Source organism: Paenibacillus nanchangensis, from assembly GCF_046543445.1.
In the GTDB taxonomy this organism is placed as follows: domain Bacteria; phylum Bacillota; class Bacilli; order Paenibacillales; family Paenibacillaceae; genus Paenibacillus_AQ; species Paenibacillus_AQ nanchangensis.
This window is the reverse complement of the sequence record NZ_JBHOFD010000013.1, coordinates 1-23,735: the sequence shown is the minus strand read 5'-3', so window position 1 is coordinate 23,735 and position 23,735 is coordinate 1. Positions and strand designations below refer to the sequence as shown.

Below are 23,735 nucleotides of genomic sequence, written 5' to 3'. Positions count from 1 at the left end.
CCCCCAGGGGAAATAGGAAGCAAACGAAAGGAGCCGCACAATGATTAACAAAGTTGGAAAAATCACGATTTATGTCAACGATCAAGAGCAGGCTAAGGATTTTTGGATCAACAAAATGAATTTTGCGCTAAAATTTGAACAGCAAATGGGTCCTAATGCCGCCTGGATAGAGGTTGTGCCAAGTAAAGATGAATTCACCACGCTGGTGCTGTATTCCAAGTCCATGATGGAAAAGCAAAGACCGGAGAAGGTCGCCCACCCGAACCTCCTGTTCAGCACTACGGACATTGAGTCAGCGCATCAATCCATGCAGGCAAATGGAGTTGAGGTGGAGCCCATCAACAAAATGCCGTTTGGCACGATGTTTACGTTTAAAGACCAGGACGGCAATGAGTATATTTTGAGGGAAGATAAGTAGCCGGCATCCCGTCCGCCGTTAATCGCTAACCGTATCATCACTACCTGCAGCCCATAAACACAGCCCGTTCTTCTGTCGAAGGATGGGCTGTATTTGTTTTGGCAGGACCGGAAGTATGCCGTACATGTGGCGGTAAAAAAAGAATCGACTTCTACAAGTGCCCCCTTGCTCCCGGCTTTCATTTGACGGATAGGTTGGCCGTACAGATAATGGAAAAGAATGAGCCTTCCCCTAAACCTTTATCCACACATTAAACTTATCTTACATTCTTCGTTCTGACCTACATTCTTAGTCCTGATCCACAATCGTAGTCTTAACCCGCATTCCTAGTCCTAACTTACAATCGTAGTCTTAACCCACATTCGTAGTCCTAACTTACATACGTAGTCCTAACCTACATTCATTAACCTTAACCCACTTACCGTTTGGAGGAATTAAAGATGACTATCTTAAAGGATGATAAAAAGACGCAGGAGGGGGAGCACGCAGCCCGCATCGAAATTCTTCCCGGACAATGTACCGTGGTGCAGTGCAATCATGAGATCGGCCGGTCGCTGATTCGTTCATTTTTTGAAGAGCAAACACCTTCGCCTATAGAGGTCACCTACCGCGGCGAACCGCTGTTGTTGTTCCGTCCGGAAACCGCCAGGCGGATCGGGTTTTGTGCCCTGGATGAAGGGTTATACGAGCGTCTTAAAGTAAAAGATTATCTGAAGTTCTGGACGGAGCTTCATGCATCTCGTAAGACAGTAAGCGAACTGCTCAGCCTGATTGGACTAGAGCGAAAAACGAATGAGCGGATCTCCCGGCTCAGCTATTCCGAGAAACGGCTGCTCGGATTCGTTCGAAGCCTTCTCCATGAACCGGAGCTTGTGATCTGGGAAGAACCGGAACAGCACCTGGATCTGGACAGCTGCATGACCGTTCGCCGGATGATTGACGGACTGGTCAATAAAAATACAGCGATGCTGGTCACATGTTCGACGCTGGAGCAGTCGTTGTCACTTTCATCCCGGATCTTCCGGTTGGCCGGCGGGGAGGCAGTCCCTGTACCGGTACAGGAAACAACGGATGTAAGCGAACCGGAGTTTGCTTTTGCGGAGGAGGAACCGTTTAGTCCTTCAAGCGAAACGCCGCCGGAGCCTGCGGTCTTGCTATCCAGACTTATGGTGAAGACGGAAGACAAATATGTGTTCATCGACCCTTTGCAGGTCTTTTATGTGGAAAGCAGCGAAGGGTCAACTTGTTTGTATACAAAAGAAGACAGCTACCCGTGTGCGTGGACGCTGGCGGAGCTGGAAGACAAGCTGAGGCCGTACCGGTTTTACCGCTGCCACCGCTCCTATATCGTCAATCTTGATTCGATCGGCGAACTGATCGTATGGAGCCGTAACAGCTACAGTCTGGTGCTGAACGATGCCAAACGGTCCAGAATTCCATTGTCCAAAGGGAAGTTCGAGGAGCTAAAGTCGATGGTCGGGATCTGATGATACCTATTGTCGCTCCGCCGGCATACTAATGGTGGCTCTATAGCGCTCTATAGTCGCTTCGCCGTCATTCTAAGGCTGACTCTATAGCGCTCTATAATCGCTCGAGGAACTCTAACATCGCTCTACCGGCGCTCCAATGTGCTCATTCAACCTCGAAATTGCTGCTTTCACCCTCCCAAATGACGCTTTTCATGGCAAAATAGCGGTGTTCCGGCTCCTTAATGCTTAATCTGAAATCGAGCGTACCTGCTACACAGTTAAGGGAAGGTGAAAGGAAATGGAATCCGTAATTGAGGTGCAGAACCTCGAAAAACAGTACAGAACCAGACCCGCTTTAAAAAAGATCAGCTTTGAGGTCAGGGAAGGGGAAATCTTCGGTTTCCTTGGTCCAAGCGGCTCAGGAAAGACGACCACCGTCAAAATCCTAACCTCGCAGCTGACGTACTCAGCCGGACAGGTAAAGGTGTTTGGCGCGGACCCGGGCCGTAACCGGAATGCTGCATTTTTGGCCCGGATCGGAGTGCTCACCGATAACAGCGGGATGTACGAGCGCCTCAGCGTGTACGACAATCTTCAGTTGTACTGCCGGCTGTACGGTGTGGCGGAGAAGAGAATCGGAGCCGTGCTGGAAGCCGTCAACTTGGCGGATGACCTTCATACGACAGTCGGCAAGCTGTCAAAAGGGATGAAGCAGCGGGTGACGCTGGCCCGGACGATTCTGCATCAGCCGGACATTTTATTTTTGGATGAGCCAACGTCCGCTCTCGATCCGCTTAACAGCAGCCGAATTCACGAGACCCTGCGCGAGATGAACCGCCGGGGGACAACGATATTTTTAACGACACACAACATGCAGGAGGCGGAGACGCTGTGCCACCGGGTGGCTTTTTTGAATAACGGCCTGATTACCGCATTGGATACCCCGCAGGCGCTGCGATTGCAGCATGGGGATCACACGATCACTGTAACAACACCCGGGGGAACGAAGGTTATGCAGCAGGATGAAGCGGGTGCGGAAACAGTGAGGGAGTTAATGAAACGAGGAGAACTGCTCGCCATACACTCCAATGAACCTACACTTGGCGATATTTTTGTAAAGATGACGGGGAGGGGATTGGAATGACATTTTCCATGCGCCGGTTCCGGGCAATGGTCACAAAAGAATGGAAGGATGGAATCCGCAATCCGCACATTTTACTTAACGCGGGGATGCCGATTTTGCTGGCCGTACTGTTTAGTCAGAAGGATAACAATGCGGAAGATCTTACTTTTCTGGCGATTCCTATCCTCGTAGCCATTTCGATTACGGGCGCTTTCGTTCAGGCGGCGATGATTGCTGAGGAAAAAGAAAAAAACACGCTGCGCGCGCTAATGCTGTCACCGGCTTCCAAACTGGAGGTTTTGGCCGGAAAAAGCGCTACAACGGTATTGTTTGCTATCCTTGTGATTGCGGTTTGTGTTGCCGTATCCGGAGTGCCGGACGTGAACTTGATGTACCTGTCGATTATGACCTTGCTGCTGCTTGTGATCTTTATGGCCTTTGGGACGCTGATCGGATTGATCGCCCGGACCGCCTCCGAATCCTCCATTGTAGGTCTGCCTGTTCTGCTGGTGTTTATATTTGGCCCCATCTTTGTGCCCGGTTTTGAGGTGCCCGCGCTGATGGATATCATCCGCTGGCTGCCGTCGCATCAATTTATAGCGGCCGTTCAGGAGCTGCTTCAAGGCGGGGGACTGCGCCAGATTCAAGGACATTTGCTTCAACTGACCGTCTGGATGGTGCTGACCGGTGCACTCTGTTTTGCGGCGTATAGCAGACAGCGTTATGAGAAGTAACCGTTCGCAAAGGGTGCATTCAACCGGAAATGGAGGGCGGAAGGATGAATAAAGCGGTCAAAAACTTAATTTTCGGAGCGGTCCTGCTGGTCGTGATGCTGATTGTGCGGAAGCTGTGGCTGCCTGAAGGGATTATGGGCCTATTCAAATAAAATGTGCTGCGAGCACCGCAATAATCGCTGCAAATGCCGGGAAACCCTGGACGAAGAGGATCGATTTTTTGGCAGTGATACTGCCATAAACAGCCGCCACAGCGACACAAATCAGAAAAAACAGCTGTAGCTGAAAGGAAAATGCGGCATTTGGATGCAGCAGCCCCCAGATCAGACCGGCGGCCAAAAATCCGTTGTACAGACCTTGGTTGGCGGCAAGCGATTTCGTCTCCTCCGCAAACTGGCTGGTAGTCCCAAAAGCCTTCCGCGCTCTGGGACTGGTCCACAAAAACATCTCCAGTGCAAGGATGTACACGTGCTCCAGGGCAACAAACGCCACCAGAATTGTGCTTAGAATCATCATTTGAACTCCTTCTTTCCGGTTAATTTGCGGACCAGCTGCAAAATCCCGGGAACAGTCGTTAGTTACGCTAAAGGATTCCAGCCTCCTTGGCTATGGAAAGGTTGGCCATGTGAGAGCTGAGCAGGCGTGCAGCTGTGTCCTAAAATATATTTTATAAAATATAATTACGTAAAATAATATAGGCAGGAACAAAAGATTTGTCAATGCTGATTAAGCCAAAGGAGAACCGCCAATTGCGCGGTTCTCCTCGATTGTTGGGGATATCCATCCCCAATACTGCTACACCAGCAGCCTAAACAGCATAACCGCTATGATACCCACCAGTACGGTGGACAGCAGACTGCGGGTGCGAAAAGCGACCCAAAACGTGGGAACCGCTGCCAGCAGGCTGACGTTGTTTGCGGTCAGCGCCAGCTTGCCGTCCGACAGCAGCAGTTCCTGCGCCACCAGCGCGGCCATGACGGACACCGGGACGTAATTCAGCCAGCGCAGCGCCACATCCGGCAGTTTGAACCGGCTGAGCACCATGAGCGGAACAATCCGCGGGATCAAGGTGACGAGCGCGGCGCCTGCAATGATCAGGACGATGTCCAGTCTTACTTCCATTTCTCTAACACCACCCCGATGGTTGATGCCGCCACCGTAGCGGCAATAACGCCCGCCCCTGTCGACCAGACTAAAGACACGATGACCGCAATAACGGCTGCAGCCGTACCAACGATCAGATCGCGCCGGAGCGTGCGCCGTGACAGCAGCGTCAGCGCCAGCAGGCCGATAAACATAGCCGGCAGCGCAAAATCAAGCCCGAAGGCTTCCGGATCCGTGATCCACTCGCCAAGAAATGCTCCCGCCAGATTCGCTACAATCCAGTTCAGATAGGCCGTCAGATTCAGCCCGTGCATCCAGCGTTCGCTGATCTGTTTGCGCTCCGCCGCTCGCGTAATGGCGACGCCAAACGTCTCATCCGTCAGCAGCGCGCCGACCAGCATGTTCCGCACATGCGATAAATGGCGGAAATAAGGCGACAAAGCCGCGCTCAGCAGCAGGTGCCGCAGATTCACGAACAATACGGTCACGATGATGCTGACTGCGGGGCTGGCCGCCTGGATCATGCCCGCGGCAATAAATTGTGCCGAACCGGCGTACAAAATAATGGACATCAAGGCAATCTCCAGCATGCTGAGTCCCGCAGTTTTTTCCACAACTCCGGCGGCGAATCCGATGCTCAAGTAGCCCAGAAGCGTGGGCAGACAGTCTTTTACGCCGCGCAGGAACGTATCCTCCCCGGTGTGCGCCTTGGGGGAGCCCGCCGTTTGCTCCTTCATCGCAGCTCCTCCAATCTCCTGTTGTCATTCTATGTACCAATAGCAGGGTGTCCATGCGTACTTGTACTATAAAGACGAAGGGTAGGACTGTCAATCCCGTAGAGGAAACTGTTCTGCGCAGGTGTCTTTTCTTTTCTGTTGGCAAGGGGACGTGGATTCTCTTTTTTAATCCTTCTTTATCATTTCTTTAGAATTGGCTGTTAGTGTAATGGCACAGGGGAGAGATACCCCAAATATCGATAGAGGATGATACACATGAACCCGATTCTGACAACAACCCATCTTGAAAAACGATTTGGCAAACACACCGCCGTTACCGACGTCTCGCTTCAGATTAACACCGGAACCGTCTACGGACTGCTGGGCCCAAACGGAGCGGGCAAAACGACAACGCTGAAAATGATCACAGGGCTGCTGCGGCCAACCTCTGGAAGCATTGCTTACAACGGCAAGCCGTGGACCCGGGATACCCTGCGGGAAATCGGCTCCCTTATTGAATCGCCTGCGCTGTATGGCAATCTTACGGCCAAAGAAAACCTGCTCGTTCATACCCGGCTGCTGAATTTACCCGCTTCCCGGATCCGCGAGGTGCTGAATACCGTTGATTTGGCGGATACCGGTGCAAAAAAAGCGTCCCAATTTTCGCTTGGCATGAAACAGCGGCTGGGAATTGCCATCGCGCTGCTGCAGCGTCCCAAGCTGCTGATTCTCGATGAGCCGACAAATGGGCTGGATCCGCTGGGCATTCAAGAGCTGCGCGAATTGATCCGCTCTTTTCCGGCGCAGGGCATTACCGTTATTTTATCGAGCCATATTCTGACTGAAGTGGAGCTGATCGCGGATGAGATCGGAATTATCAGTGAAGGCCGGCTGAGCTACCAAGGAGAGAACCGGAAGGGGCTGGATCTGGAAGCTTTGTTCATGGATGTCGTCCGGAATAACCGTTCGAAAGGAGGCAGCCGGCATGTTTAATCTGCTGCGTGCGGAAGCCTTGAAGTCGAAACGCACCTTTGCCAGAAAGCTGGCGTATGGCGCACCGTTGTTTTTTGTGGTGTACGCGCTGGTGGTTAAAATGCTGATGCCGGTCCAGCAGCTCGCCTCCTGGGATCTGCTGCTATACATGGTCTTCAACTGGTGGCCGGTGCTGTTCATCCCGCTCGGGACGGCGCTGATGTGCGCCCTTACGGAAGCGCGGGAGAAAAAATCCGGTGCCGACAGAAGCTTGAGAGCCCGGCCGGTTTCCTTGATAGGGCTGTGGCTGTCCAAAATTGCGGTTACCGGGTGGCTGACCTTTCTGTCCTCCTGTGTGCTGATGGTTTCCACTTTGGCGGCAGGACTGCTGATTGCAGACGGGCAGCCGCCGGTTCTGGACATTATTTTGGGCGGGCTTACGGTTTGGCTGGTGTCCCTGCCGCTGATCCCGCTGCAGCTGATGGCGGCCGCATGGAAAGGATCCATGGTTTCCATTTTGCTGGGCCTGTTTGGCCTGTTTGCCGGTGTGTTATCCGCGGCCAATTCCTACTGGGTTGCCGTTCCCTGGAGCTGGCCGACCCGGCTGATGGCGCCGATGTTTGGTGTCCATCCGAACGGTGTCCCGCTGGTTGAAGGGGATCCGCTGCTGAGTCCGTCTGTGATTCCGGTAGGTATCGCTGCTTCTATAGTGTTTTTGGCGGTTACATCGCTGCTGACGGCGGTATGGTATGCGCGCAGGGAGGTGCGCTGACGATGGAGCTGATGCGTGTTGTCCGTGCGGACTGGCTGATGACGAAGCGGTCCGGTTACCGCTGGCTGATTTTTTCCGCTCCGCCGCTGGCGGCTGCTGTACTGCTGTGGTATTATTCCGGCCGGACGGTAACTTCTGAGCTAAGTTACAGTATATATGATACTTTTTTTCAGCTGATTGCCACTGCGCTGCCGCTTGTCATCAGCCTGTTGTCCGGTCTATTGGCACAGCAGGAGGAGCAGGCGGGGAGATTTGGCGGTCTGCTGGGCCGGCGACAGCCGCGGTATGTAAGTTATGCAGGCAAGCTTCTGATGGTCGCTGGACCCGTCATTGTTGGCATCTATATTGCGGCTATCCTTCTCGCCGGCGGAATGCAGGTTGTGCTGGGATTGGAATCTGTTCCTTTTGCGATGTTTCTCACCGGCGCTTCTTATGCGGTAATCGGGGCGCTTACACTTTGCGCGCTGCAGCTTCTGCTGGCGTTTGCGTTCGGAATGGGGGCATCGGTTGCCGCTGGCGGGGCTGGATTTTTGCTTGGGGCGATTATCGGGACAACAATGATCGGCGACCGGTTTTGGATGTATATCCCCTGGTCGTGGCCCGCCCGGCTGTCGTTGTCCCCGCTTCTTAAGCGGCAGGCGGAAGAGCATGGGCTTCAGGAAATGGCGTATTTACTGCAGACTCAGAACGTGCTTGCATTTACACTTGCCATTTTATCGTTTATCCTTGTCTTTTTGTACGGTACAATATGGTTCGGCAGGTGGGAAGGACGTAAAACGTACGAATAACAAAGGCAAGGTGATGGATTTGAGCACAATTTTAATCATCGATGACGAACGCGAGATGGTTCAGCTGCTTACGGATGAACTGACAGACCGGGGACATGAAGTGCTTGCGGCTTACGATGGAGAGCGGGGGATTGAACTGGCCGCTTCCCAGCCGGATCTCGTTATTCTTGATATTATGATGCCTGGGCGGGACGGATTTGACGTGTGCCGGACCATTCGGGATACCGTCCGGTGTCCCATTCTTTTTGTCAGCGCCAGACAATCCGAAAATGACAGAGTGCGCGGATTTTCGCTCGGCGGCGACGATTATATCGTGAAACCGTTTGGACTGCGGGAATTTATGGCTCGGATTGAAGCGAATCTCCGGCGGGAACAACGTGCCAGAGGAGAGAATAAGGACGGCGGGGGCAGCAGGAACAACGCTTCGCTTCTCCGCTGGGGCAGGCTGGAGCTGGACTTGAAAGGCATGTGCGTAACAGTTGGCGGTGCGCCAGTTCCGCTCACCCGCAGGGAATACGAAATCGTGGAGCTGCTTGCGCTGCACGCCGGCCAGGTTTTTTCACGGGAACAAATTTATGAACGCATCTGGGGTTGGGATGCCGAAGGCGATTCCGCCACCATCGTCGAGCATGTCAAAAAAACCCGGGCCAAACTGTCCGCAGCCGATCCCGCCGGGGAATATATTCAAACGGTATGGGGCATCGGCTACAAATGGAATAAGGGGTAACGCATGAAAAAATGGTCCCACTGGTCGCTGAAAACGCAGTTTGGCGCAGGATTTTTGCTTGTTCTGCTGCTTAGTCTGGTTGCTACGGCAATCACCTATGTCGTCGGTGTTCTGTTATACTCCAGCATGGAATTCAAAGGAGTCTATCCGGCCAATTATTACGAAAAACAGCTCCCCGAGATAAAGGCGTATATTAAAAAAGCGAATCTTTCACTGCTGCATCCGGATGGCCGTTCTTTGCTGGAGGAGCATGTCTCCGCGGACGGTTTCCGTTATCAGGTGCTGGATGGAGAAGGCCAGCTGCTGTACGGCACCATGGAAGGCACGATGATTGAGGGACGGGAGGCGCTGTACGACCGCCTGAATACCCAAACCCGGTTTGACGGCCGGTATGTGCAGACTGTGCCGATTATCGGGGAAGACGGCCGGGTGTCGGGAGCTGTGCTTTTGGGTTACACATTAAGCCCCACTTATGCAAAGGGGAGCGGGTGGATGGGCATTCTTTATGCCGCGGTTCTATTGTCACCGTTCCTGTATATTCTCCTGTTCACAGCCCTTTTGGCCAGACGTCTGGCCCGGCGGATCAATCAGCCGCTGCGGATGCTGATGGAGGCTTCGCGCAAAATCGCCAACAAAGACTTGGACTTTGAAATCGGCTACCGTTCGGATAATGAACTGGGGCAGCTGTGTACGGCGTTTTCGCAAATGCAGAGCGAGCTGCAGACATCGCTGTCGGCCCAATGGCGGCTGGAGCGGGAGCAGGCGGAAATGAGCGAAGCGCTTGCGCATGATTTGAAGACGCCTTTATCGATTATTTCCGGGTATGCGGAAGCGCTGCTTGATTCCGAAGGCAATGCAGCGAAACGGCAGCGGTATTTGACGGTTATTCGCGACAATGCGAGCAAAAGCGCGCGGCTTGTCCGGCAAATGCAGCTCAGCGCCGACCTGGAACGTTCGGATGGCCAGCTCGTCCTTACCACTGTGCCTGTCGTTGCTTGGACCGAAGCCCTGCTGAAGCAGTTTGAACTGGAAGCGGAGAGCAAGGGGATTCGGCTTCAGTTTGAGACACAAATGTCAGAGACACAAACGTCAGAGACACAAACGTCAGAAGTACAAATGTCAGAAGTACACATGTCAGAGGTACACATGTCAGAGGTACACATGTCAGAGGTACACATGTCTGAGATACACATGTCTGAGGCACACACGTCTAAATCACAAACCCACGATGGGTATTATTCGGTCGACACGGAGAAACTGGAGCGGATCCTGGGAAACATCTTGATGAACAGCATGGCTTATACTCCGCCGGGCGGCAGGATCGAAATAAAGCTGCAGGCGGAGAACCGTATCCTGCGTTTTCTTGTCCGGGATACGGGGCCGGGTTTTGCCCCGGGGGATTGGGGCAAGGTGTTTGACCGTTTTTACCGGAGCGACAAGGCAAGAGGGATTGGGGAAGGCCACTCCGGTCTGGGGCTTTACATCGCCAAACGTCTTGTGCAGCAGCACGGCGGTGACATTACGGCGTGTAATGCGGATGGCGGAGGCGCGGAGATTGTTTTTTCGATTCAAGCGAGTCAATCGGAGTAATCCTGAGCCGGCAGTCTACCCTAACGGGGAAGGCTGCCGGTTTTTTTGTTGCACAAAAGGCGGTTGGCTTGACAAAGACCGCCGTATGGCATATATTACTTTTTAGATAATAACAAAGTGATAATAACAAAAGATGGGTGGAGGGATTCAATGTCCGGCATAAATAAAGTCGACCGGAACGGTCTGACGGAAGAAGAATTTTTGCGCAGTTACCGGCCAGGCGATTATGAACGCCCTTCTTTGACGGTCGACATGCTGATCTTCACCGTGCTAAGCAGCGCGCCAGAGAATTACCGGCGGACAGCCGACAAAACGCTTCAAGTGCTGCTCATCCGCCGGGGAGAGCACCCTTTTCTGGGGAGTTGGGCGCTGCCTGGCGGTTTTGTGGGCATTCATGAGAGCGTAGACGAAGCGGCCAAACGGGAGCTGAAGAGCGAGACGGGCGTTGACCATGCCTATCTGGAACAGCTTTACACCTGGGGTGAGGTAGGGCGCGACCCGCGGATGCGGGTGGTAAGCTGCTCCTATATGGCGCTTATGGACCGCAGCCAGCTGCAGCTGCAGGCGGGCGACGACGCCGACGATGCCAGGTGGTTTGATGTCAGCAGCGAAATCCTCAGCGAGAAAAACACGCCGCTGGCTGATGGCGAACGCAGGGAGCGCCGGATCCGGATCGTCTTGGAAAATGAAGACCTGCGGCTGGAGCCGATTGTCCAGGTTACCGAACACAGGGAAGGGCACGGCCGGACACTTCGCAGAGAAGTCGTGGATTCAGGCGGGTTAGCGTTTGATCATGCCAAAATGATCGAATACGGCATCGAGCGGCTGAGAAGCAAGCTGGAGTATACCGATATCGCATTTGCGCTGATGCCCCAGCTGTTTACTTTATCCGAGCTGCAGCGGGTATATGAAGTGATATTAGGCAAGCCGCTGCTGGCGGCGGCGTTCCGGCGGAAGATCGCCGGCAGAGTCGAGGAGACCGAGGAATTTACCCGGGAAGGCGGCCACCGGCCGTCCAAGCTGTACCGTTACCGGCAGGCCGGAGAGGAAACGGATCGGGAAGAGGAACGGATATAAGGAGGAGCACCTATGATCAAGAGACCGGGACGCGATGAGCGGGCACGGTGTGCTGAAGATACGCTGCGCATTGTAACGGAAGGAAGCTACATCTCTCCGTCGGGGGAGACTGTCACGATTAAAGAGCAGGTAAGCCAAGCCGTGAAGCGGACTATATTGTACCGGCCCGGCATGCTTCCTGAACTAAAGGAAACAGCCGAACGCCGGATTGCCGGCGCCGGGGCCGGGCTGGCGGAGATCACAGTGACCGCGGAGACGACACTGGAGGCGGCACGCCGCCTGGTTGCGAAGGAAGGCGTACGGCAGACTGCCGCACTAAATTTTGCTTCGGCAAAAAATCCGGGCGGTGGTTTTTTGGGCGGCAGCCAGGCGCAGGAAGAAAGTTTGGCCCGTTCGTCCGCGCTGTTTGCCTGTATCGAGCCGCAAACGGAGATGTACAAACATAATAAAGGCCTTAAGTCCTGCCTTTATTCCGACTATATGATTTATTCGCCGGATGTTCCGGTGATCCGGGAGGATGGGGGCGAGCTGCTGGATTCGCCGTATCTTTTGTCATTCATAACCGCTCCCGCCGTCAATGCCGGTGTAGTCAGAGAGCGGGAACCCGGCCGTACGGAAGAAATTCATTCGGTTATGCTGGAGAGAATCCGGTATATTTTGTCCGTCGCCGCGGAGCGGGGGCATGGAGCCCTTGTTTTGGGGGCCTACGGCTGCGGCGTATTCCGCAATGACCCGGAAGACGTAGCCGGTTATTTCCGGCAGGTGCTTGTTGGAGAAGGATACGGCCGGTTGTTCGAACGGATTGTTTTTGCCGTTTATGACGCCTCGCCGTCCCAACGGGTGCTCCATGCTTTTCAGCAAAAAATTGAGCCATAATTAACAACGTTAATTTCCTTTGTGATAAGGCAGAAAGGAAATGGAAATGGAAATGGAAATGGAAAAGGAAATGGCAATGGAGATGGCAATGCAAATCTATCCGGGTTTTCAAGCAAAATACACAGATAAATACGTCACGGTTTACCAAGCGTTTAACCATTCGATTGCAAATGAAATAGAAGAAACGGGAACGTTTGGCCCTTCCTTCAAGTTCGACAGGATGACATGGATAAAGCCGTCGTTTTTGTGGATGATGTATAGATGCGGCTGGGGCAGTAAAAGCGGCCAGGAAAGAATATTTTCTATAAATATTTCAAGAGAAGGATTCGACCATATTATATCAAAGGCTGTATTGACCAAATACAAACCCAAAATTCACAGTTCATCTGCGGAATGGAAAAAAGAATTAGATGCATCTGATATCATCGTCCAATTTGATCCTGACAGAGATATTTATGGGGATAAACTCGATCGCAAAGCGATTCAGCTTGGACTCCGGGGAGATGCGGTTGAGAAGTATGTAAAGAAATGGATCACAGATATTCACGATATAACCGGCACTGTCCGGGAATGGAAACTCCTCATTAATAGCGGCCAGTTTAATAACGAGTTGTTACCAAATGAGAAGACATATAATAGTAAATGGTGAGCTAATGGCCGGAGCAGATTGTGAAGTAAGCCTGCAGCCCCAAAAACTAGAATTCATGCAGTTAATTAATTGAAATGCTTCAATTTCGCCTTATCTGGCGAAGTGAAACGGCCTCCCATACGGTACAACAGGGAGGTCTTTTTTTGTTTTTTAAGTCATTAGATATTAATGTGATTAACTATATTTTACCTTGAATGATCTCGCTAATAATTTCAACGTCTGGAATAAACCTCGCAAAAGACGGTTGACAATCAAATTGCCACCATGGTAATTTCTAGAAGGAAACCGGTTTCCCTAACTCATCTGCGATTTCACCTGCACACCTGGTTTTTTTCTTGTTAAAAACGAACAGGGCATCAAGACGTTGAGGCTTGTTCGGTGCCGGAATGCAAACGCTTTTATTCGGGAAAGGGAGAGGATGAATGAAACGGAAGGTTTGGTTTGCACCCCTCGTAATTGCTTCCCTGCTGATGAGCCTGCTGGTTGAAGCGGCCGTGCTTCCGCCGCAAAAGGCGGCTGCGGCGAGCATTGGGACCGTAACGGAAAACGACTCCATCTATCAGATCATGGTTGACCGGTTCCATGACGGCGATCCCTCGAACAACGCAACCGGAGCAGCCATCCGCTACGGCGAAACTTCGGAAGAGGATTTCCGCCACATGAAAGGCGGAGACTGGCAAGGTATTATTGACAAGCTTCCTTACATTAAGGGAATGGGCTATACGGCCATCTGGATCTCGCCGGTCGCCGAGCCGCAAATGACCAACCGGGACAATAACGGTAGCGGCAGAAACACCGCTTATCACGGTTACAACGTGAAAGACCCGAACAAAGCGAATCCTTACTTCGGCACCAAGGAAAAGCTGAAAGAACTGGTTGACGCCGCGCATGCGCAGGGCATCAAGGTTATCATCGACGTTGTGCCCAACCATATCGGCGATTATATGCTGGGCAATAAGGACTACTATGATATTCCTTCGCTGCAGCCGGCGGCCCCTTTTAACAACCCGGCCTGGTATCATCATAACGGAGATATCAACTGGTCACTGGTAGACGGACGTTATGATCAGTGGGCGCAGGATTACATCGAAAATCACGACCTGGGCGGCCTGGATGACCTTGACTTGGACGTGCCGGCAGCCAAACAAGCGATCTTCGATTCGATTAAAGGCTGGTTTACTTACACGGGGGCGGACGGTGCGCGTGTCGATGCGGCCAAGCTGGTAAAGCCGTCCGATCTGGGGGAACTGGAGGATTACCTGGGGGTTAACACGTTTGGCGAGAACTTTGACGGGAATGCGGAATTCGTTTCCCGCTGGGTTGGACCAAACAAGGAATGGGGTATGCTGGATTTCCCGTTATTCTTCTCGATTTTGAACAGCTTCGCTTATGAGCAGTCCTTTGACGCCAATATTAAAAGCACACTTGCCCAGGATTCGCTGTACGGCGGAAATGCAAACCATATGGTCACCTTTTTAGACAACCATGACCGCAACCGGTTCCTTACGGAAGCCGGCGGCAGTGTTGCGAAGCTTCAGAATGCGCTGACCTTCCTGTTTACGGTCCGCGGAACGCCGGTCGTCTTTCAAGGCACCGAGCAAAACAAAGGTAACGGTAATGGCCAAATTCTCAGCGGAGGCATTGCGGATACGTGGAACCGCTGGTCGATGGTCAAGCGGGACGCAAGCGGCAACGTAATTCAGGATTATTTTAATCCGAATACGAATACTTATCAGCATGTAGCCAAGCTGAATGGCATCCGCGCCAAGTTCGAAGCGCTCCGCGTCGGCACGCAGCGCGAGATGTGGTCCGCGCAAAATCTGTACGCGTTCTCCCGCCGGGTGGACAGCGGGGCGGCTCAGGGACAAGAAGTGATCTCGATCTTCAGCAACGCCTCACATGGTACGCAGACCGTAACGATTCCGCTTCGTGCAGAGAGCACATTATCAGCCGGTACCGTTCTTGTGAACCAGCTGAATCCTTCCGACACAGTTACGGTTCAGTCTGGCGGCGTCACCGGCAAGCGGATTAACGTTAGCGTCGACGCCAACAGTGCAAAGATTTATGCCGTAGAGAAAACATCTGGACCTGACACGGAGGCACCTAGTGTTCCGGCGGGACTCACGGGGACTGCGGCTGGATCGACCAGCGCGAACCTCAGCTGGACAGCTTCGACGGATAATGTAGGCGTTACGGGTTACGAAATTTACCGGGACGGTGTAAAAGTCGGGACGTCCCAGACCACGTCTTATACGGATACTGGCCTGACACCGGAAACGACTTACAGCTATACGGTCAAAGCAATGGATGCCGCAGGCAATGTTTCCGCCGCCAGCGCGGCGTTTGTCCTGCTGACTCCGCCGGGGGGCACTGGTGAAGAAGTAACCGTGTATTACAGAAATCCGGACTTCTCTTCCGCTTACATTCATTACAAACGTGATAATTCAACAACTTGGACGACTGTGCCCGGTGTGCAAATGCAGGAATCCGCCTTCAGCGGTTACCGTACGGTCACCATTCCGCTAAACGGAGCCGAAGGTATTACAGCCGCTTTCAATAACGGCAGCAACACCTGGGACAATAATGGAACGCAGAATTATCACTTCGGTGCCGGAATCTGGACGCTGTCCGGAGGAACCATTACCGCCGGGGAGCCGCAGCCTGAGCCGGAAGGCGTCACCCTGCGGGTAACGGTGCCGTCGTCGACACCGGCATCCGGACCGGTGTATGTAGCCGGAAGCTTTAACAGCTGGAATACAGCCGATCCGGCGTATCAGCTGACTAAAGGACCGGACGGCAAATATTCGATTTCGCTGGACTTGCCGGCAGGAACCGCAGTGCAGTACAAGTTCACCCGCGGCTCCTGGGCAACGGTGGAAGTGAACGCAAATGGCAGCGATGTCGCCAACCGGTCGCTGACGCCTACCGGAGGCTCTCAGTCCGTCAATGTCACGGTCGCCCGCTGGAAAGATCAATAAACCGGCCCTGGCGCCGCCGAAAAACGGCCAAAGAGCGGTACCCGCAAAGGGACCGCTCTTTAGTGTCGTTTGTACTCAGGGGCTTGCTTCATCCTAATACACGCCTGCTGGAATCACGGATCATTAATTCCGGCACAAGCAGCAGCTGCCGGTGCGGCGGGGTTCCCGAAATCCGCTCCATCAGCAGCTCTCCGGCCGCCACGCCCAGCCGGAAGGTGTCAATGTGAAGCGCCGTGAGCGGCGGAGTAGTGTAACGCGACAGCGGGTAATCGTCGAACGCCGCTACACCCAGCTCCTGCGGGATGCCTACCCCGAGCTCCGCCGCGGCGCGAAGCAGGCCAAAAGCGGCATAATTGTTCATGCAGACCACTGCATCCGGGCGTTCAGCCGCTCCCAGCAGTTCCAAGCCCGTACGGTATCCGGTATGTTCGTCGGCTTGGCCATTTATTGTCCACGTGTTTAAGGGGAGCTTTCCGTGTTCCGACATAGCCCGCATATATCCCGCATGTCTGCGGGAAAAAATGCTCTCCAGCCGCTCACCGCCTATGAACGCGATCTTGCTGTAGCCCTCCTCCAGCAAATGGCGGGTCAGCGTATACCCGCCGAGTTCGTTGTCAAAATCGACCCAGCTTGCGGGCGAGCCGATTTCGCCAATGGAGAGAAATGGCACCCCGCTGCGCCGCAGCGCTTCCGTCAGCTCTTCGTTCAGCACCGAGCTGTTGGCGATCACCCCATCAACCCGTTTGCTGAGCACAAGCCGGTTCAGCACGCTTTGTCCCTGCGGGCCGGACTGTACGTTGGAGATCGTTAGCTCATATTTAAGCGGTCCGATTACCGACTCGATGCCGCCGATGATCGGGTAAAAAAACTGGTTCAGGAACTCATCCTGTTTCGACATATCGATGAGCAGCCCGATATTGCAGCTGCTCTGCCTGGCGAGGCCGGTGGCGATTCCGTTGGGTATATAGTTCAGCTCTTCCATGATCCGCCGCACCCTGGCTTTGGTTTCGGCGGAGATTTTGGGCGAGTCGTTCATCACTTTGGATACGGTCGATTTGGCTACGTTCGCCGCTTTGGCGATGTCCGCAATGGTTACTTTCATAGCAGAGATCCTTCCCCGAGGCAGCTGCCGATTTTTTAACCATATTATCACATTTTCATAAATATAATGAGCAGATTTTGCAAAAGGAGTGCAGAGAAAGATGTCCCATCCTTGGTTTTTGCATCATATCAGTGATGATCCGTACGTATTTCCCGTTGGCCCTAACCGGCTGAAAATCCGGCTCCAAACGCCTAACGGCCTTGGTCTTGCCTGCAGTGTCGCTTACAGCGACCGCTACGAACCTCCCGGCAGGGAAACCCCTGTTCCGATGGAGAAGCTTGGTTCCGCGGGACCTTATGAGATTCATGAAGCCATAATCGAGACGTCCAACCGGCGCTGCCGGTATGTGTTTTACGCAGAAGATGCCAGCGGGCGGTACGCCTGGTATGGCGAGCGGGGCATTTCGGAGAACCGGGACCTTGCCGGGTCGTTTCAGATGCCTTATCTGCACCGTGATACCGCAATTGAGCTGCCCGTATGGACGGAGGGGACGGTGGCTTATCAGATTTTTCCTGCTTCCTACTGCCAGGACGGCCTTCCCGGTATTACAGAAACTCTTCCTTATCTAAAAGAACTGGGCATCAATCTGCTTTATATGACACCGATCTTTGCTTCGCCTTCAGTCCATAAATACGATACCACTGATTACTACAAAATCGATGAAGCGTTTGGGACGCTGGACGACCTGCGGCGGCTGGTGCAAACCGCGCATGAGCACGGGATACGGGTCATTTTGGATGCGGTTTTTAACCATTCGGGGGATACGTTTTTTGCCTTCAAGGATGTGCTGGATCAAGGGGAAAAGTCGCCCTACCGGGATTGGTTTCATATTCACTCCTTTCCGGTTGTCCAGTCGCCGGTGCCCAGCTACGAGACGTTTGGCGTCGCCGAGGCTTATATGCCGAAGCTGAATCTGGAACATCCGGAGGCAGCCGATTATATGATCGAAGTGGCAAAATATTGGATCAAGGAAACGGGCATTGACGGCTGGCGGATCGACGTGGCCAACGAGGTCAGCCCGTTGTTCTGGAACCGGCTGCGCAGCGAAATCAAAGGCTTGAACCCCGAGCTGCTGCTGATCGGCGAAATTATGCATGCCTCCGGCTTTTGGCTGAAAGGCGACCGGTTCGACGGTGTGATGAACTATGTGCTGAGAGATGCGCTGTTGTCCTTTTTTGCGGAACAGACTCTGGGGCCCGCCGGGTTTGCGGAGCAGCTGCTGCATGTGGAGGCGCTGTACAACGACAGCGCGAATCTGGCTAACTTTCAGCTCATTGGCAGCCATGACACTGAGCGGTTCCTGACTGCCTGCAGCCGGGGAAGAGGCTGGGACCGTGAAGCGACGGCGGTGAAGCGGATGAAGCTGGCGGTGTTTTTTCAAATGACTTATCTGGGAATTCCGATGATTTACTACGGCGATGAAGTTGGCATGGAAGGACGGACCGACCCCGACTGCAGACGGCCGATGATTTGGGATACGGAGCGGCAGTCTGCCGATATGCTCGCATGGTACCGCCAGCTGATCAGCATCCGCAAAAACCGCAAAGCCCTTACGGGCGGCCGCTTTCGGGTCTGGTTCACCGACGAGCCGCGCAATGTCATCGGGTATGTCCGGCAGAGCGGGCAAGAGCGCGTAGGGCTCTTGATCAACAATTCTCCCAACGCTTATACACTGGATGTCAGTCCGTTCAGCGAAACCGGACAGCCGATGACGGAAGTGCTGTCAAACCGCAGGATTGAAGGCGGCGAGAATCTTCGGATTTCGATCGGGCCGTTTGAATGTTTGATTTTGGAGGAGGAAGCGGCCAGGGAAACCGGCAGGTAGGAATCACTCCTTTTGGTGAAAAACTACGCGTCTCTCCAGCAGAATCTGTACTCACCGGCAGCCGGACAGGATAACCTGTCCGGTTTTTTGTGCAGTGACCATGCTCATTACGGCTTTCTCCAAGCCGGGATTCAGCGGCAGCGCACAGCAGACAGGGGGATTAGCCGGTACTCAAGCGGGTAAAATATACCTGTAAAAAGAAGGGAGACGAAAAAATGAAACGTATGGATCAAAAAGTCGCCGTTGTTACGGGCGCCGCATCCGGCATAGGCCGGGCTGCCGCGATCCGGCTGGCGGAGGAAGGTGCGCGCGTCTGCCTGATCGACAACCATGAGGCCCGGCTGAGCGAAACCGCGGAATGGATTCAGGGACATGGCGGCGAGCTGATTCAATTCTCGCTGGATATTACCGATGAAGCAGCCGTGCAGCGTGCGCTGGACGAAACAGCTGCAAAATGGGGCCGGATCGACAGCGTGTTTGCCAATGCGGGCATAGTCGGGGTGCTGTCCACCATCGAGGACTTTGCGACCCGGGACTGGACAAGGACGATCCACAACAACCTGGTCGGAACCTTTCATACGGTAAAGCATTCCATCCCGCACATGAAGGAGCAGGGCGGGTCCATTACGGTGACCAGCTCGGTCAGCGGAAGCCGCCAGTTCGCGCAGGCGGGATTTTCGGCTTACAGCACCTCCAAAGCGGCCATTGCCGCATTTGCCAAAATGGCGGCGCTGGAGCTGGCCCAATATAAAATCAGGGTGAACATTATTTCGCCGGGACTGATCACTACGAATATTTTTGATTCCGTGAAGCAGACGGAGTCGGTAGACACGATCCAAATCCCAATAGAAACGGAGGATAACGGCACCCCTTTAAAAAGAGAGCCCGGCCGGCCCGAAGAAGTTGCCGCCCTGCTGCTGTTCCTCGCCTCCGATGAAGCTTCGCACATCACCGGCACGGAGGTTTATATCGACGGAGCGGAGACGCTGGTTAAAGGCTGAGCAAAGCTCAATAAACCTGGATAAAAGGCTAAATAAACCTGGATACAGGCTGAATATATGACTTAAACAAGAGTGGAATAAGAGTGGGATAAAGCCAAAATAAGGCTTTAAAGTCTGCCGCACCTTACAGAGAATCACTGTTTAAGTTGACACTGGGCTGTCCTGTTCCCCATGCTATACTGGCGATTAAAGACAGCCTAAGGAGTGGACAGGATGGCGGAAGCCTTAAAAAATATGTACAGCAGCGCGTTTTTGAACGAATTCGGGCAGAAAGTCCAGCGGGTTTATCAAAACTTTGACACGGAGCGGTTTGTGGCGCTCGTGACGGACGAGCCATGGCGGGAGCTGGAACTGAAAGCGCGCATTCGCGCCATCAGCACCGCGCTAGGCAACTGCCTGCAACAGGATTATGGGCAGGCGCTTGACGTTCTGTATAAGCTGCGTCCAGAATGCACGGGTTTTCCCTATTTGTTTTTTCCGGATTTTGTGGAAGTGTTCGGCCAAGCGGAAGACGATTGGGAGCGCTCCATGCAGGCTTTGGAGGTCTTTACGTCCGGTTCTTCCTCGGAATTTGCGGTCAGGCCGTTTCTGCTCAAGTCGCCGGAGCGGATGATGCGTCAGATGGAACAATGGGCGCTGAGTCCGGACGAGCATGTCCGGCGACTGGCCAGCGAAGGCTGCCGCCCGCGGCTGCCATGGGGGCAATCGCTGCCGGAGTTCAAACGGAATCCGGCCCGGGTACTGCGTGTGCTGGAGCTGCTGAAAGCCGACCCATCCCCCTATGTCCGCAAAAGCGTGGCGAATAATTTGAACGATATCGCCAAAGATCATCCTGGGCTTGTCGCCGAAATCGCCGCCCGCTGGATCGGCTTGGACCCGGGGACGGACTGGATTGTCCGCCATGGCTGCCGGACGCTGATCCGGAAAGCGGACCCCGCGGTCCTGTCCTTGTTCGGATACGCCGATCTGGCAGACGGGGAAAACGCGGTACGGGGCGCCTGGCTGCAGGCCGAACCGCAGGCGGTTCCAATTGGGGGAAGCTGCGAATTGCGGTACCGTATCCGCCTTGGCGGTAAGGAGAGGATGCATTTGCGGATCGAATATGCCATCGATTTTGTCAAATCCGGCGGCAAGACGTCCCGCAAGCTGTTTCTCCTGTCTGACCGGGACTTCCAGCCGGACAGCGAGATTAGCGGAACCCGGATGCACCGTTGGGCAGATCTGACTACACGGCGGCATTACCCTGGCCTGCACCGGATCGTGCTGCTGATCAATGGCCGGGAAGCGGCGGAAACGGCGTTTACGTTGGTCCCGCAGGGTGAAGGAGAACGGCTCCTTTAACGGACTTAAAGCTGACAGTCTTACTAGTGGTCCTAGTAGCAGCCCTAAATGTAAAACACGAATGCAGCGCACACAGCAATATCAGACGCTCCCGGCCAACACAGCGGCCGGGAACGTCTTTTTCTATTTCAACTATGTCCACAGCAGGGGCAATAACAATCAGCAAGGCCGAGAAGAAATTAGGACCAGTGTGATTATTTTTAGAACCTGGTACTAGGATTACGTGCTATAATAAGGAACGAGAAGGAAGCCAATGTAAAAGGAGAAGGATCAATTTGAAATATGAGCAATGGATCGCACCGGAAATGTATAACCTGACTTCGGAGATGGAGCGTCATCCGGCAGACCGGACGGCACTGAAATATTTGGGAGAAGACGGCGGGCTGGAGGAAATTACCTATGGCAGGCTGTTGAAGCGGGCCAACCGTTTGGCAGGAGGGCTTGCCGGTTTGGGACTGGTCAAAGGAGACCGGGTGCTCGTTATGGTTCCGCGGCGCATTGCCGCTTACGTCATTTATCTGGCCTGCCTGAAGCTGGGTCTGGCGGTGATCCCTTCGTCGGAAATGCTTCGCGCGAAGGATTTATCCTACCGGCTGCGCCATTCCGAAGCGCGGGCGGTGATAGCCTGGTCCGCTGTCGCCGGCGAGGTGGAGCAGATTAGCGACGATCTTCCCGCGCTGGAGTTCCGGATCGCCGTTATGGCGGATGAAGATCAAGCGCGCCCGGAAGGCTGGCTGGAGCTGAATGAGCTGGAGGAAGGCCGTCCGGATACGTTCGAGACGGTGCAGACGCACCGGGATGACATGGCGATCCTTGCTTATACTTCCGGTACGACGGGACATCCCAAGGGTGTAGTCCACAGTCATGGCTGGGCTTATGCTCACCTGCGGATTACCTCGCCTTGGCTCGACATCCGGCCGGACGATTTGGTGTGGGCAACCGCCGCACCGGGCTGGCAGAAGTGGATCTGGAGCCCTTTCCTGTCCGTTCTGGGCAACGGGGCGACAGGCTTCGTGTACAGCGGATCGTTCCACCCTAAACGTTATCTGCAGCTGCTGCAGGACCATTCTGTCGGCGTTCTCTGCTGTACACCGACGGAATACCGGATTATGGCCAAGACGGAAGGGCTGGAAGGTTATGATCTTTCGGGACTGCGAAGCGCCGTCTCCGCGGGCGAGCCGCTTAATCTTGAAGTGATTAACACGTTCCGCCGCTGCTTCGACATTACGATTCGGGACGGATACGGGCAGACGGAAAGCACGCTGCTCATCGGCAACCTGAAGGATGCGCCGTTCCGTATGGGGTCCATGGGCCGTTCGATCGCTGAAGGGCTCGTGGAAGTGATTGGCGAGGACGGTACGCCGCTGCCTCCGGGCGTCGTTGGCGATATCGCCGTTCATCTGGAAATGCCGGCTTTGTTCCGGACCTACTACCTCGATCCGGGCCGCAAAGAAAAAAGCTCGCACGGCGAATACTTCATTACCGGCGACCGTGCCAGCCGGGACGAAGACGGGTTCTTCTGGTTTGAAGGCCGCGGAGATGATATTATTATTAGCTCAGGCTATACGATCGGACCGTTTGAAGTCGAGGAAGCGCTGATGAAGCATGAAGCCGTCAAAGAATGTGCGGCAGTAGCCAGTCCGGACGAGATCCGCGGCCATGTGGTCAAAGCGTTTGTCGTACTTAAGGAAGGCACTGAGGGAACACACGAGCTCGTCAAGTCGCTGCAGGACCATGTTAAAGGCTTGACGGCTCCTTACAAGTATCCGCGAAAAATCGAGTTCATCAGCGATCTCCCCAAGACAAGCTCGGGCAAAATCCGGCGCGTAGAACTGAGAGAAGCCGAACGCCGCGCGGTGCTCGGCGGCAACTGACAGAAAGGCGGGAGGATGATGGAGCAGGCGACATTTGCCGGCGGCTGCTTTTGGTGCATGGTGACGCCGTTTGAAGAACAGCCGGGGATCCACGGGATCGTATCGGGGTATATGGGAGGTTCAGTCGAGCAGCCCGCTTACGAGCAGGTCAAGACGGGAACGACCGGACATTACGAGGTGGTTCAGATCACGTTTGACCCGGGCATTTTTCCATATGAACGGCTGCTGGAGCTGTACTGGCCTCAGACGGATCCCACCGATGACGGCGGGCAGTTTCAGGACCGGGGCAGCCAGTACCGGCCTGCGATCTTTGTGCACAATGAGCGGCAGCGCGCTGCGGCGGAAGCGTCGAAGCGGGAACTTGCGGCCAGCGGCCGGTTTGACAAGCCCATTGTAACGGAGGTGCTGCCGGCGGGTGTATTTTACCCTGCTGAGGAGTACCATCAGAATTACCATGTGAAGAACCCGAAGCATTATAAAGAAGACCGTGCCCAGTCGGGCCGGGATGAATTTATCGATACCAACTGGAACAAGTAGGCTGCGGGAGCGGAGCTTTCTCCTATGCCGTCAGGGGGGCTCTTACCGGAGCCCTTCTTTTT

The 23,735-nt window shown here is 54.1% G+C and carries 22 protein-coding genes; 18 read left to right on the top strand and 4 right to left on the bottom strand.

Annotated features, from left to right (window positions below; genetic code table 11):
- Positions 1-40 precede the first annotated feature (40 nt).
- The 4 genes from ACE6ED_RS11995 to ACE6ED_RS11980 all read left to right on the top strand — a co-directional run bounded on the left by ACE6ED_RS11995 (position 41) and on the right by ACE6ED_RS11980 (position 3,744).
- Entirely contained in the window at positions 41-418 is a 378-nt protein-coding gene (locus tag ACE6ED_RS11995; protein ID WP_410827374.1) for a VOC family protein, read from the top strand.
- A 440-nt stretch (positions 419-858) separates the two neighbouring features.
- Positions 859-1,905, top strand: coding sequence for a LytTR family transcriptional regulator DNA-binding domain-containing protein (locus ACE6ED_RS11990; RefSeq protein ID WP_410827372.1), 1,047 nt, complete (start codon positions 859-861; stop codon positions 1,903-1,905).
- 280 nt (positions 1,906-2,185) lie between these two features.
- Positions 2,186-3,031 (top strand): ABC transporter ATP-binding protein, encoded by an 846-nt coding sequence (locus tag ACE6ED_RS11985; RefSeq protein ID WP_410827371.1) that lies wholly within the window; start codon positions 2,186-2,188, stop codon positions 3,029-3,031.
- Positions 3,028-3,744 (top strand): ABC transporter permease, encoded by a 717-nt coding sequence (locus ACE6ED_RS11980; RefSeq protein ID WP_410827370.1) that lies wholly within the window; start codon positions 3,028-3,030, stop codon positions 3,742-3,744. The genes ACE6ED_RS11985 and ACE6ED_RS11980 overlap by 4 nt, the downstream gene beginning before the upstream one ends.
- 144 nt (positions 3,745-3,888) lie before the next feature.
- Here ACE6ED_RS11980 and ACE6ED_RS11975 read toward each other — a convergent pair whose 3' ends face one another.
- The 3 genes from ACE6ED_RS11975 to ACE6ED_RS11965 all read right to left on the bottom strand — a co-directional run bounded on the left by ACE6ED_RS11975 (position 3,889) and on the right by ACE6ED_RS11965 (position 5,585).
- Entirely contained in the window at positions 3,889-4,260 is a 372-nt protein-coding gene (locus ACE6ED_RS11975) for a DUF1304 domain-containing protein (RefSeq protein WP_410827368.1), read from the bottom strand.
- Between the two features lie 279 nt (positions 4,261-4,539).
- Positions 4,540-4,866, bottom strand: coding sequence for an AzlD domain-containing protein (locus ACE6ED_RS11970; RefSeq protein WP_410827367.1), 327 nt, complete (start codon positions 4,864-4,866; stop codon positions 4,540-4,542).
- Positions 4,857-5,585 carry an AzlC family ABC transporter permease gene (locus ACE6ED_RS11965; protein WP_410827366.1) on the bottom strand — a complete coding sequence of 243 codons (729 nt, stop codon included), beginning with the start codon at positions 5,583-5,585 and terminating at the stop codon, positions 4,857-4,859. Before ACE6ED_RS11965 ends, ACE6ED_RS11970 begins: the two co-directional genes overlap by 10 nt.
- A 255-nt stretch (positions 5,586-5,840) precedes the next feature.
- On the opposite strand from ACE6ED_RS11965, the gene ACE6ED_RS11960 reads away from it, so the two are divergent.
- The 9 genes from ACE6ED_RS11960 to ACE6ED_RS11910 all read left to right on the top strand — a co-directional run bounded on the left by ACE6ED_RS11960 (position 5,841) and on the right by ACE6ED_RS11910 (position 15,993).
- Complete coding sequence (locus ACE6ED_RS11960; protein WP_410827364.1) at positions 5,841-6,557, top strand: lantibiotic protection ABC transporter ATP-binding protein; 717 nt, start codon at positions 5,841-5,843, stop codon at positions 6,555-6,557.
- Positions 6,550-7,308 (top strand): lantibiotic immunity ABC transporter MutE/EpiE family permease subunit, encoded by a 759-nt coding sequence (locus tag ACE6ED_RS11955; RefSeq protein WP_410827363.1) that lies wholly within the window; start codon positions 6,550-6,552, stop codon positions 7,306-7,308. The genes ACE6ED_RS11960 and ACE6ED_RS11955 overlap by 8 nt, the downstream gene beginning before the upstream one ends.
- A 2-nt stretch (positions 7,309-7,310) precedes the next feature.
- On the top strand, positions 7,311-8,096 hold the full coding sequence (locus ACE6ED_RS11950) for a lantibiotic immunity ABC transporter MutG family permease subunit (protein WP_410827362.1): 786 nt from the start codon (positions 7,311-7,313) through the stop codon (positions 8,094-8,096).
- Positions 8,097-8,115: 19 nt separating this feature from the next.
- Positions 8,116-8,823 (top strand): response regulator transcription factor, encoded by a 708-nt coding sequence (locus ACE6ED_RS11945; RefSeq protein WP_410827361.1) that lies wholly within the window; start codon positions 8,116-8,118, stop codon positions 8,821-8,823.
- A gap of 3 nt (positions 8,824-8,826) precedes the next feature.
- The gene (locus ACE6ED_RS29270; RefSeq protein WP_458782631.1) at positions 8,827-10,413 is read left to right on the top strand and encodes a sensor histidine kinase; all 1,587 of its coding nucleotides are present in this window, start codon (positions 8,827-8,829) and stop codon (positions 10,411-10,413) included.
- Positions 10,414-10,563: 150 nt separating this feature from the next.
- The gene (locus ACE6ED_RS11925; RefSeq protein ID WP_410827360.1) at positions 10,564-11,490 is read left to right on the top strand and encodes an NUDIX hydrolase; all 927 of its coding nucleotides are present in this window, start codon (positions 10,564-10,566) and stop codon (positions 11,488-11,490) included.
- Positions 11,491-11,502: 12 nt separating this feature from the next.
- Entirely contained in the window at positions 11,503-12,366 is an 864-nt protein-coding gene (locus ACE6ED_RS11920) for a TIGR02452 family protein (RefSeq protein WP_410827359.1), read from the top strand.
- A gap of 40 nt (positions 12,367-12,406) precedes the next feature.
- On the top strand, positions 12,407-13,015 hold the full coding sequence (locus ACE6ED_RS11915; protein ID WP_410827358.1) for a DUF4291 domain-containing protein: 609 nt from the start codon (positions 12,407-12,409) through the stop codon (positions 13,013-13,015).
- Between the two features lie 422 nt (positions 13,016-13,437).
- A complete protein-coding gene (locus tag ACE6ED_RS11910) occupies positions 13,438-15,993 on the top strand; it encodes an alpha-amylase family glycosyl hydrolase (protein ID WP_410827357.1) in 2,556 nt (851 codons plus the stop codon).
- Positions 15,994-16,081: 88 nt separating this feature from the next.
- Here ACE6ED_RS11910 and ACE6ED_RS11905 read toward each other — a convergent pair whose 3' ends face one another.
- A complete protein-coding gene (locus tag ACE6ED_RS11905; protein WP_410827356.1) occupies positions 16,082-17,095 on the bottom strand; it encodes a LacI family DNA-binding transcriptional regulator in 1,014 nt (337 codons plus the stop codon).
- Between the two features lie 100 nt (positions 17,096-17,195).
- Here ACE6ED_RS11905 and ACE6ED_RS11900 point away from each other — a divergent pair, with 100 nt between their 5' ends.
- The 5 genes from ACE6ED_RS11900 (at position 17,196) to msrA (ending at position 23,673) form a co-directional block, all read left to right on the top strand.
- Positions 17,196-18,920, top strand: a complete 1,725-nt coding sequence (locus ACE6ED_RS11900) for an alpha amylase N-terminal ig-like domain-containing protein (RefSeq protein ID WP_410827355.1) — start codon at positions 17,196-17,198, stop codon at positions 18,918-18,920.
- 215 nt (positions 18,921-19,135) lie between these two features.
- Positions 19,136-19,921 (top strand): SDR family NAD(P)-dependent oxidoreductase, encoded by a 786-nt coding sequence (locus tag ACE6ED_RS11895; RefSeq protein WP_410827354.1) that lies wholly within the window; start codon positions 19,136-19,138, stop codon positions 19,919-19,921.
- Between the two features lie 213 nt (positions 19,922-20,134).
- Positions 20,135-21,262, top strand: coding sequence for a DNA alkylation repair protein (locus ACE6ED_RS11890; RefSeq protein ID WP_410827352.1), 1,128 nt, complete (start codon positions 20,135-20,137; stop codon positions 21,260-21,262).
- A gap of 305 nt (positions 21,263-21,567) precedes the next feature.
- The gene (locus ACE6ED_RS11885) at positions 21,568-23,136 is read left to right on the top strand and encodes an acyl-CoA synthetase (RefSeq protein ID WP_410827527.1); all 1,569 of its coding nucleotides are present in this window, start codon (positions 21,568-21,570) and stop codon (positions 23,134-23,136) included.
- 18 nt (positions 23,137-23,154) lie between these two features.
- Complete coding sequence (msrA, locus tag ACE6ED_RS11880) at positions 23,155-23,673, top strand: peptide-methionine (S)-S-oxide reductase MsrA (RefSeq protein WP_410827526.1); 519 nt, start codon at positions 23,155-23,157, stop codon at positions 23,671-23,673.
- Positions 23,674-23,735 lie beyond the last annotated feature (62 nt).

What these genes read in the sequence shown, in the direction of transcription:
- ACE6ED_RS11915 (WP_410827358.1), top strand. Translation starts at nt 12,407, where the DNA reads ATGGAAATGGAAATGGAAATGGAAAAGGAAATGGCAATGGAGATGGCA.
- ACE6ED_RS11900 (WP_410827355.1), top strand. Translation starts at nt 17,196, where the DNA reads ATGTCCCATCCTTGGTTTTTGCATCATATCAGTGATGATCCGTACGTA.
- ACE6ED_RS11960 (WP_410827364.1), top strand. Translation starts at nt 5,841, where the DNA reads ATGAACCCGATTCTGACAACAACCCATCTTGAAAAACGATTTGGCAAA.
- ACE6ED_RS11885 (WP_410827527.1), top strand. Translation starts at nt 21,568, where the DNA reads ATGTATAACCTGACTTCGGAGATGGAGCGTCATCCGGCAGACCGGACG.
- ACE6ED_RS11925 (WP_410827360.1), top strand. Translation starts at nt 10,564, where the DNA reads ATGTCCGGCATAAATAAAGTCGACCGGAACGGTCTGACGGAAGAAGAA.
- ACE6ED_RS11905 (WP_410827356.1), bottom strand. Translation starts at nt 17,095, where the DNA reads ATGAAAGTAACCATTGCGGACATCGCCAAAGCGGCGAACGTAGCCAAA.
- ACE6ED_RS11920 (WP_410827359.1), top strand. Translation starts at nt 11,503, where the DNA reads ATGATCAAGAGACCGGGACGCGATGAGCGGGCACGGTGTGCTGAAGAT.
- msrA (WP_410827526.1), top strand. Translation starts at nt 23,155, where the DNA reads ATGGAGCAGGCGACATTTGCCGGCGGCTGCTTTTGGTGCATGGTGACG.
- ACE6ED_RS11970 (WP_410827367.1), bottom strand. Translation starts at nt 4,866, where the DNA reads ATGGAAGTAAGACTGGACATCGTCCTGATCATTGCAGGCGCCGCGCTC.
- ACE6ED_RS29270 (WP_458782631.1), top strand. Translation starts at nt 8,827, where the DNA reads ATGAAAAAATGGTCCCACTGGTCGCTGAAAACGCAGTTTGGCGCAGGA.
- ACE6ED_RS11955 (WP_410827363.1), top strand. Translation starts at nt 6,550, where the DNA reads ATGTTTAATCTGCTGCGTGCGGAAGCCTTGAAGTCGAAACGCACCTTT.
- ACE6ED_RS11890 (WP_410827352.1), top strand. Translation starts at nt 20,135, where the DNA reads ATGGCGGAAGCCTTAAAAAATATGTACAGCAGCGCGTTTTTGAACGAA.
- ACE6ED_RS11995 (WP_410827374.1), top strand. Translation starts at nt 41, where the DNA reads ATGATTAACAAAGTTGGAAAAATCACGATTTATGTCAACGATCAAGAG.
- ACE6ED_RS11895 (WP_410827354.1), top strand. Translation starts at nt 19,136, where the DNA reads ATGAAACGTATGGATCAAAAAGTCGCCGTTGTTACGGGCGCCGCATCC.
- ACE6ED_RS11965 (WP_410827366.1), bottom strand. Translation starts at nt 5,585, where the DNA reads ATGAAGGAGCAAACGGCGGGCTCCCCCAAGGCGCACACCGGGGAGGAT.
- ACE6ED_RS11985 (WP_410827371.1), top strand. Translation starts at nt 2,186, where the DNA reads ATGGAATCCGTAATTGAGGTGCAGAACCTCGAAAAACAGTACAGAACC.
- ACE6ED_RS11910 (WP_410827357.1), top strand. Translation starts at nt 13,438, where the DNA reads ATGAAACGGAAGGTTTGGTTTGCACCCCTCGTAATTGCTTCCCTGCTG.
- ACE6ED_RS11950 (WP_410827362.1), top strand. Translation starts at nt 7,311, where the DNA reads ATGGAGCTGATGCGTGTTGTCCGTGCGGACTGGCTGATGACGAAGCGG.
- ACE6ED_RS11990 (WP_410827372.1), top strand. Translation starts at nt 859, where the DNA reads ATGACTATCTTAAAGGATGATAAAAAGACGCAGGAGGGGGAGCACGCA.
- ACE6ED_RS11980 (WP_410827370.1), top strand. Translation starts at nt 3,028, where the DNA reads ATGACATTTTCCATGCGCCGGTTCCGGGCAATGGTCACAAAAGAATGG.
- ACE6ED_RS11975 (WP_410827368.1), bottom strand. Translation starts at nt 4,260, where the DNA reads ATGATGATTCTAAGCACAATTCTGGTGGCGTTTGTTGCCCTGGAGCAC.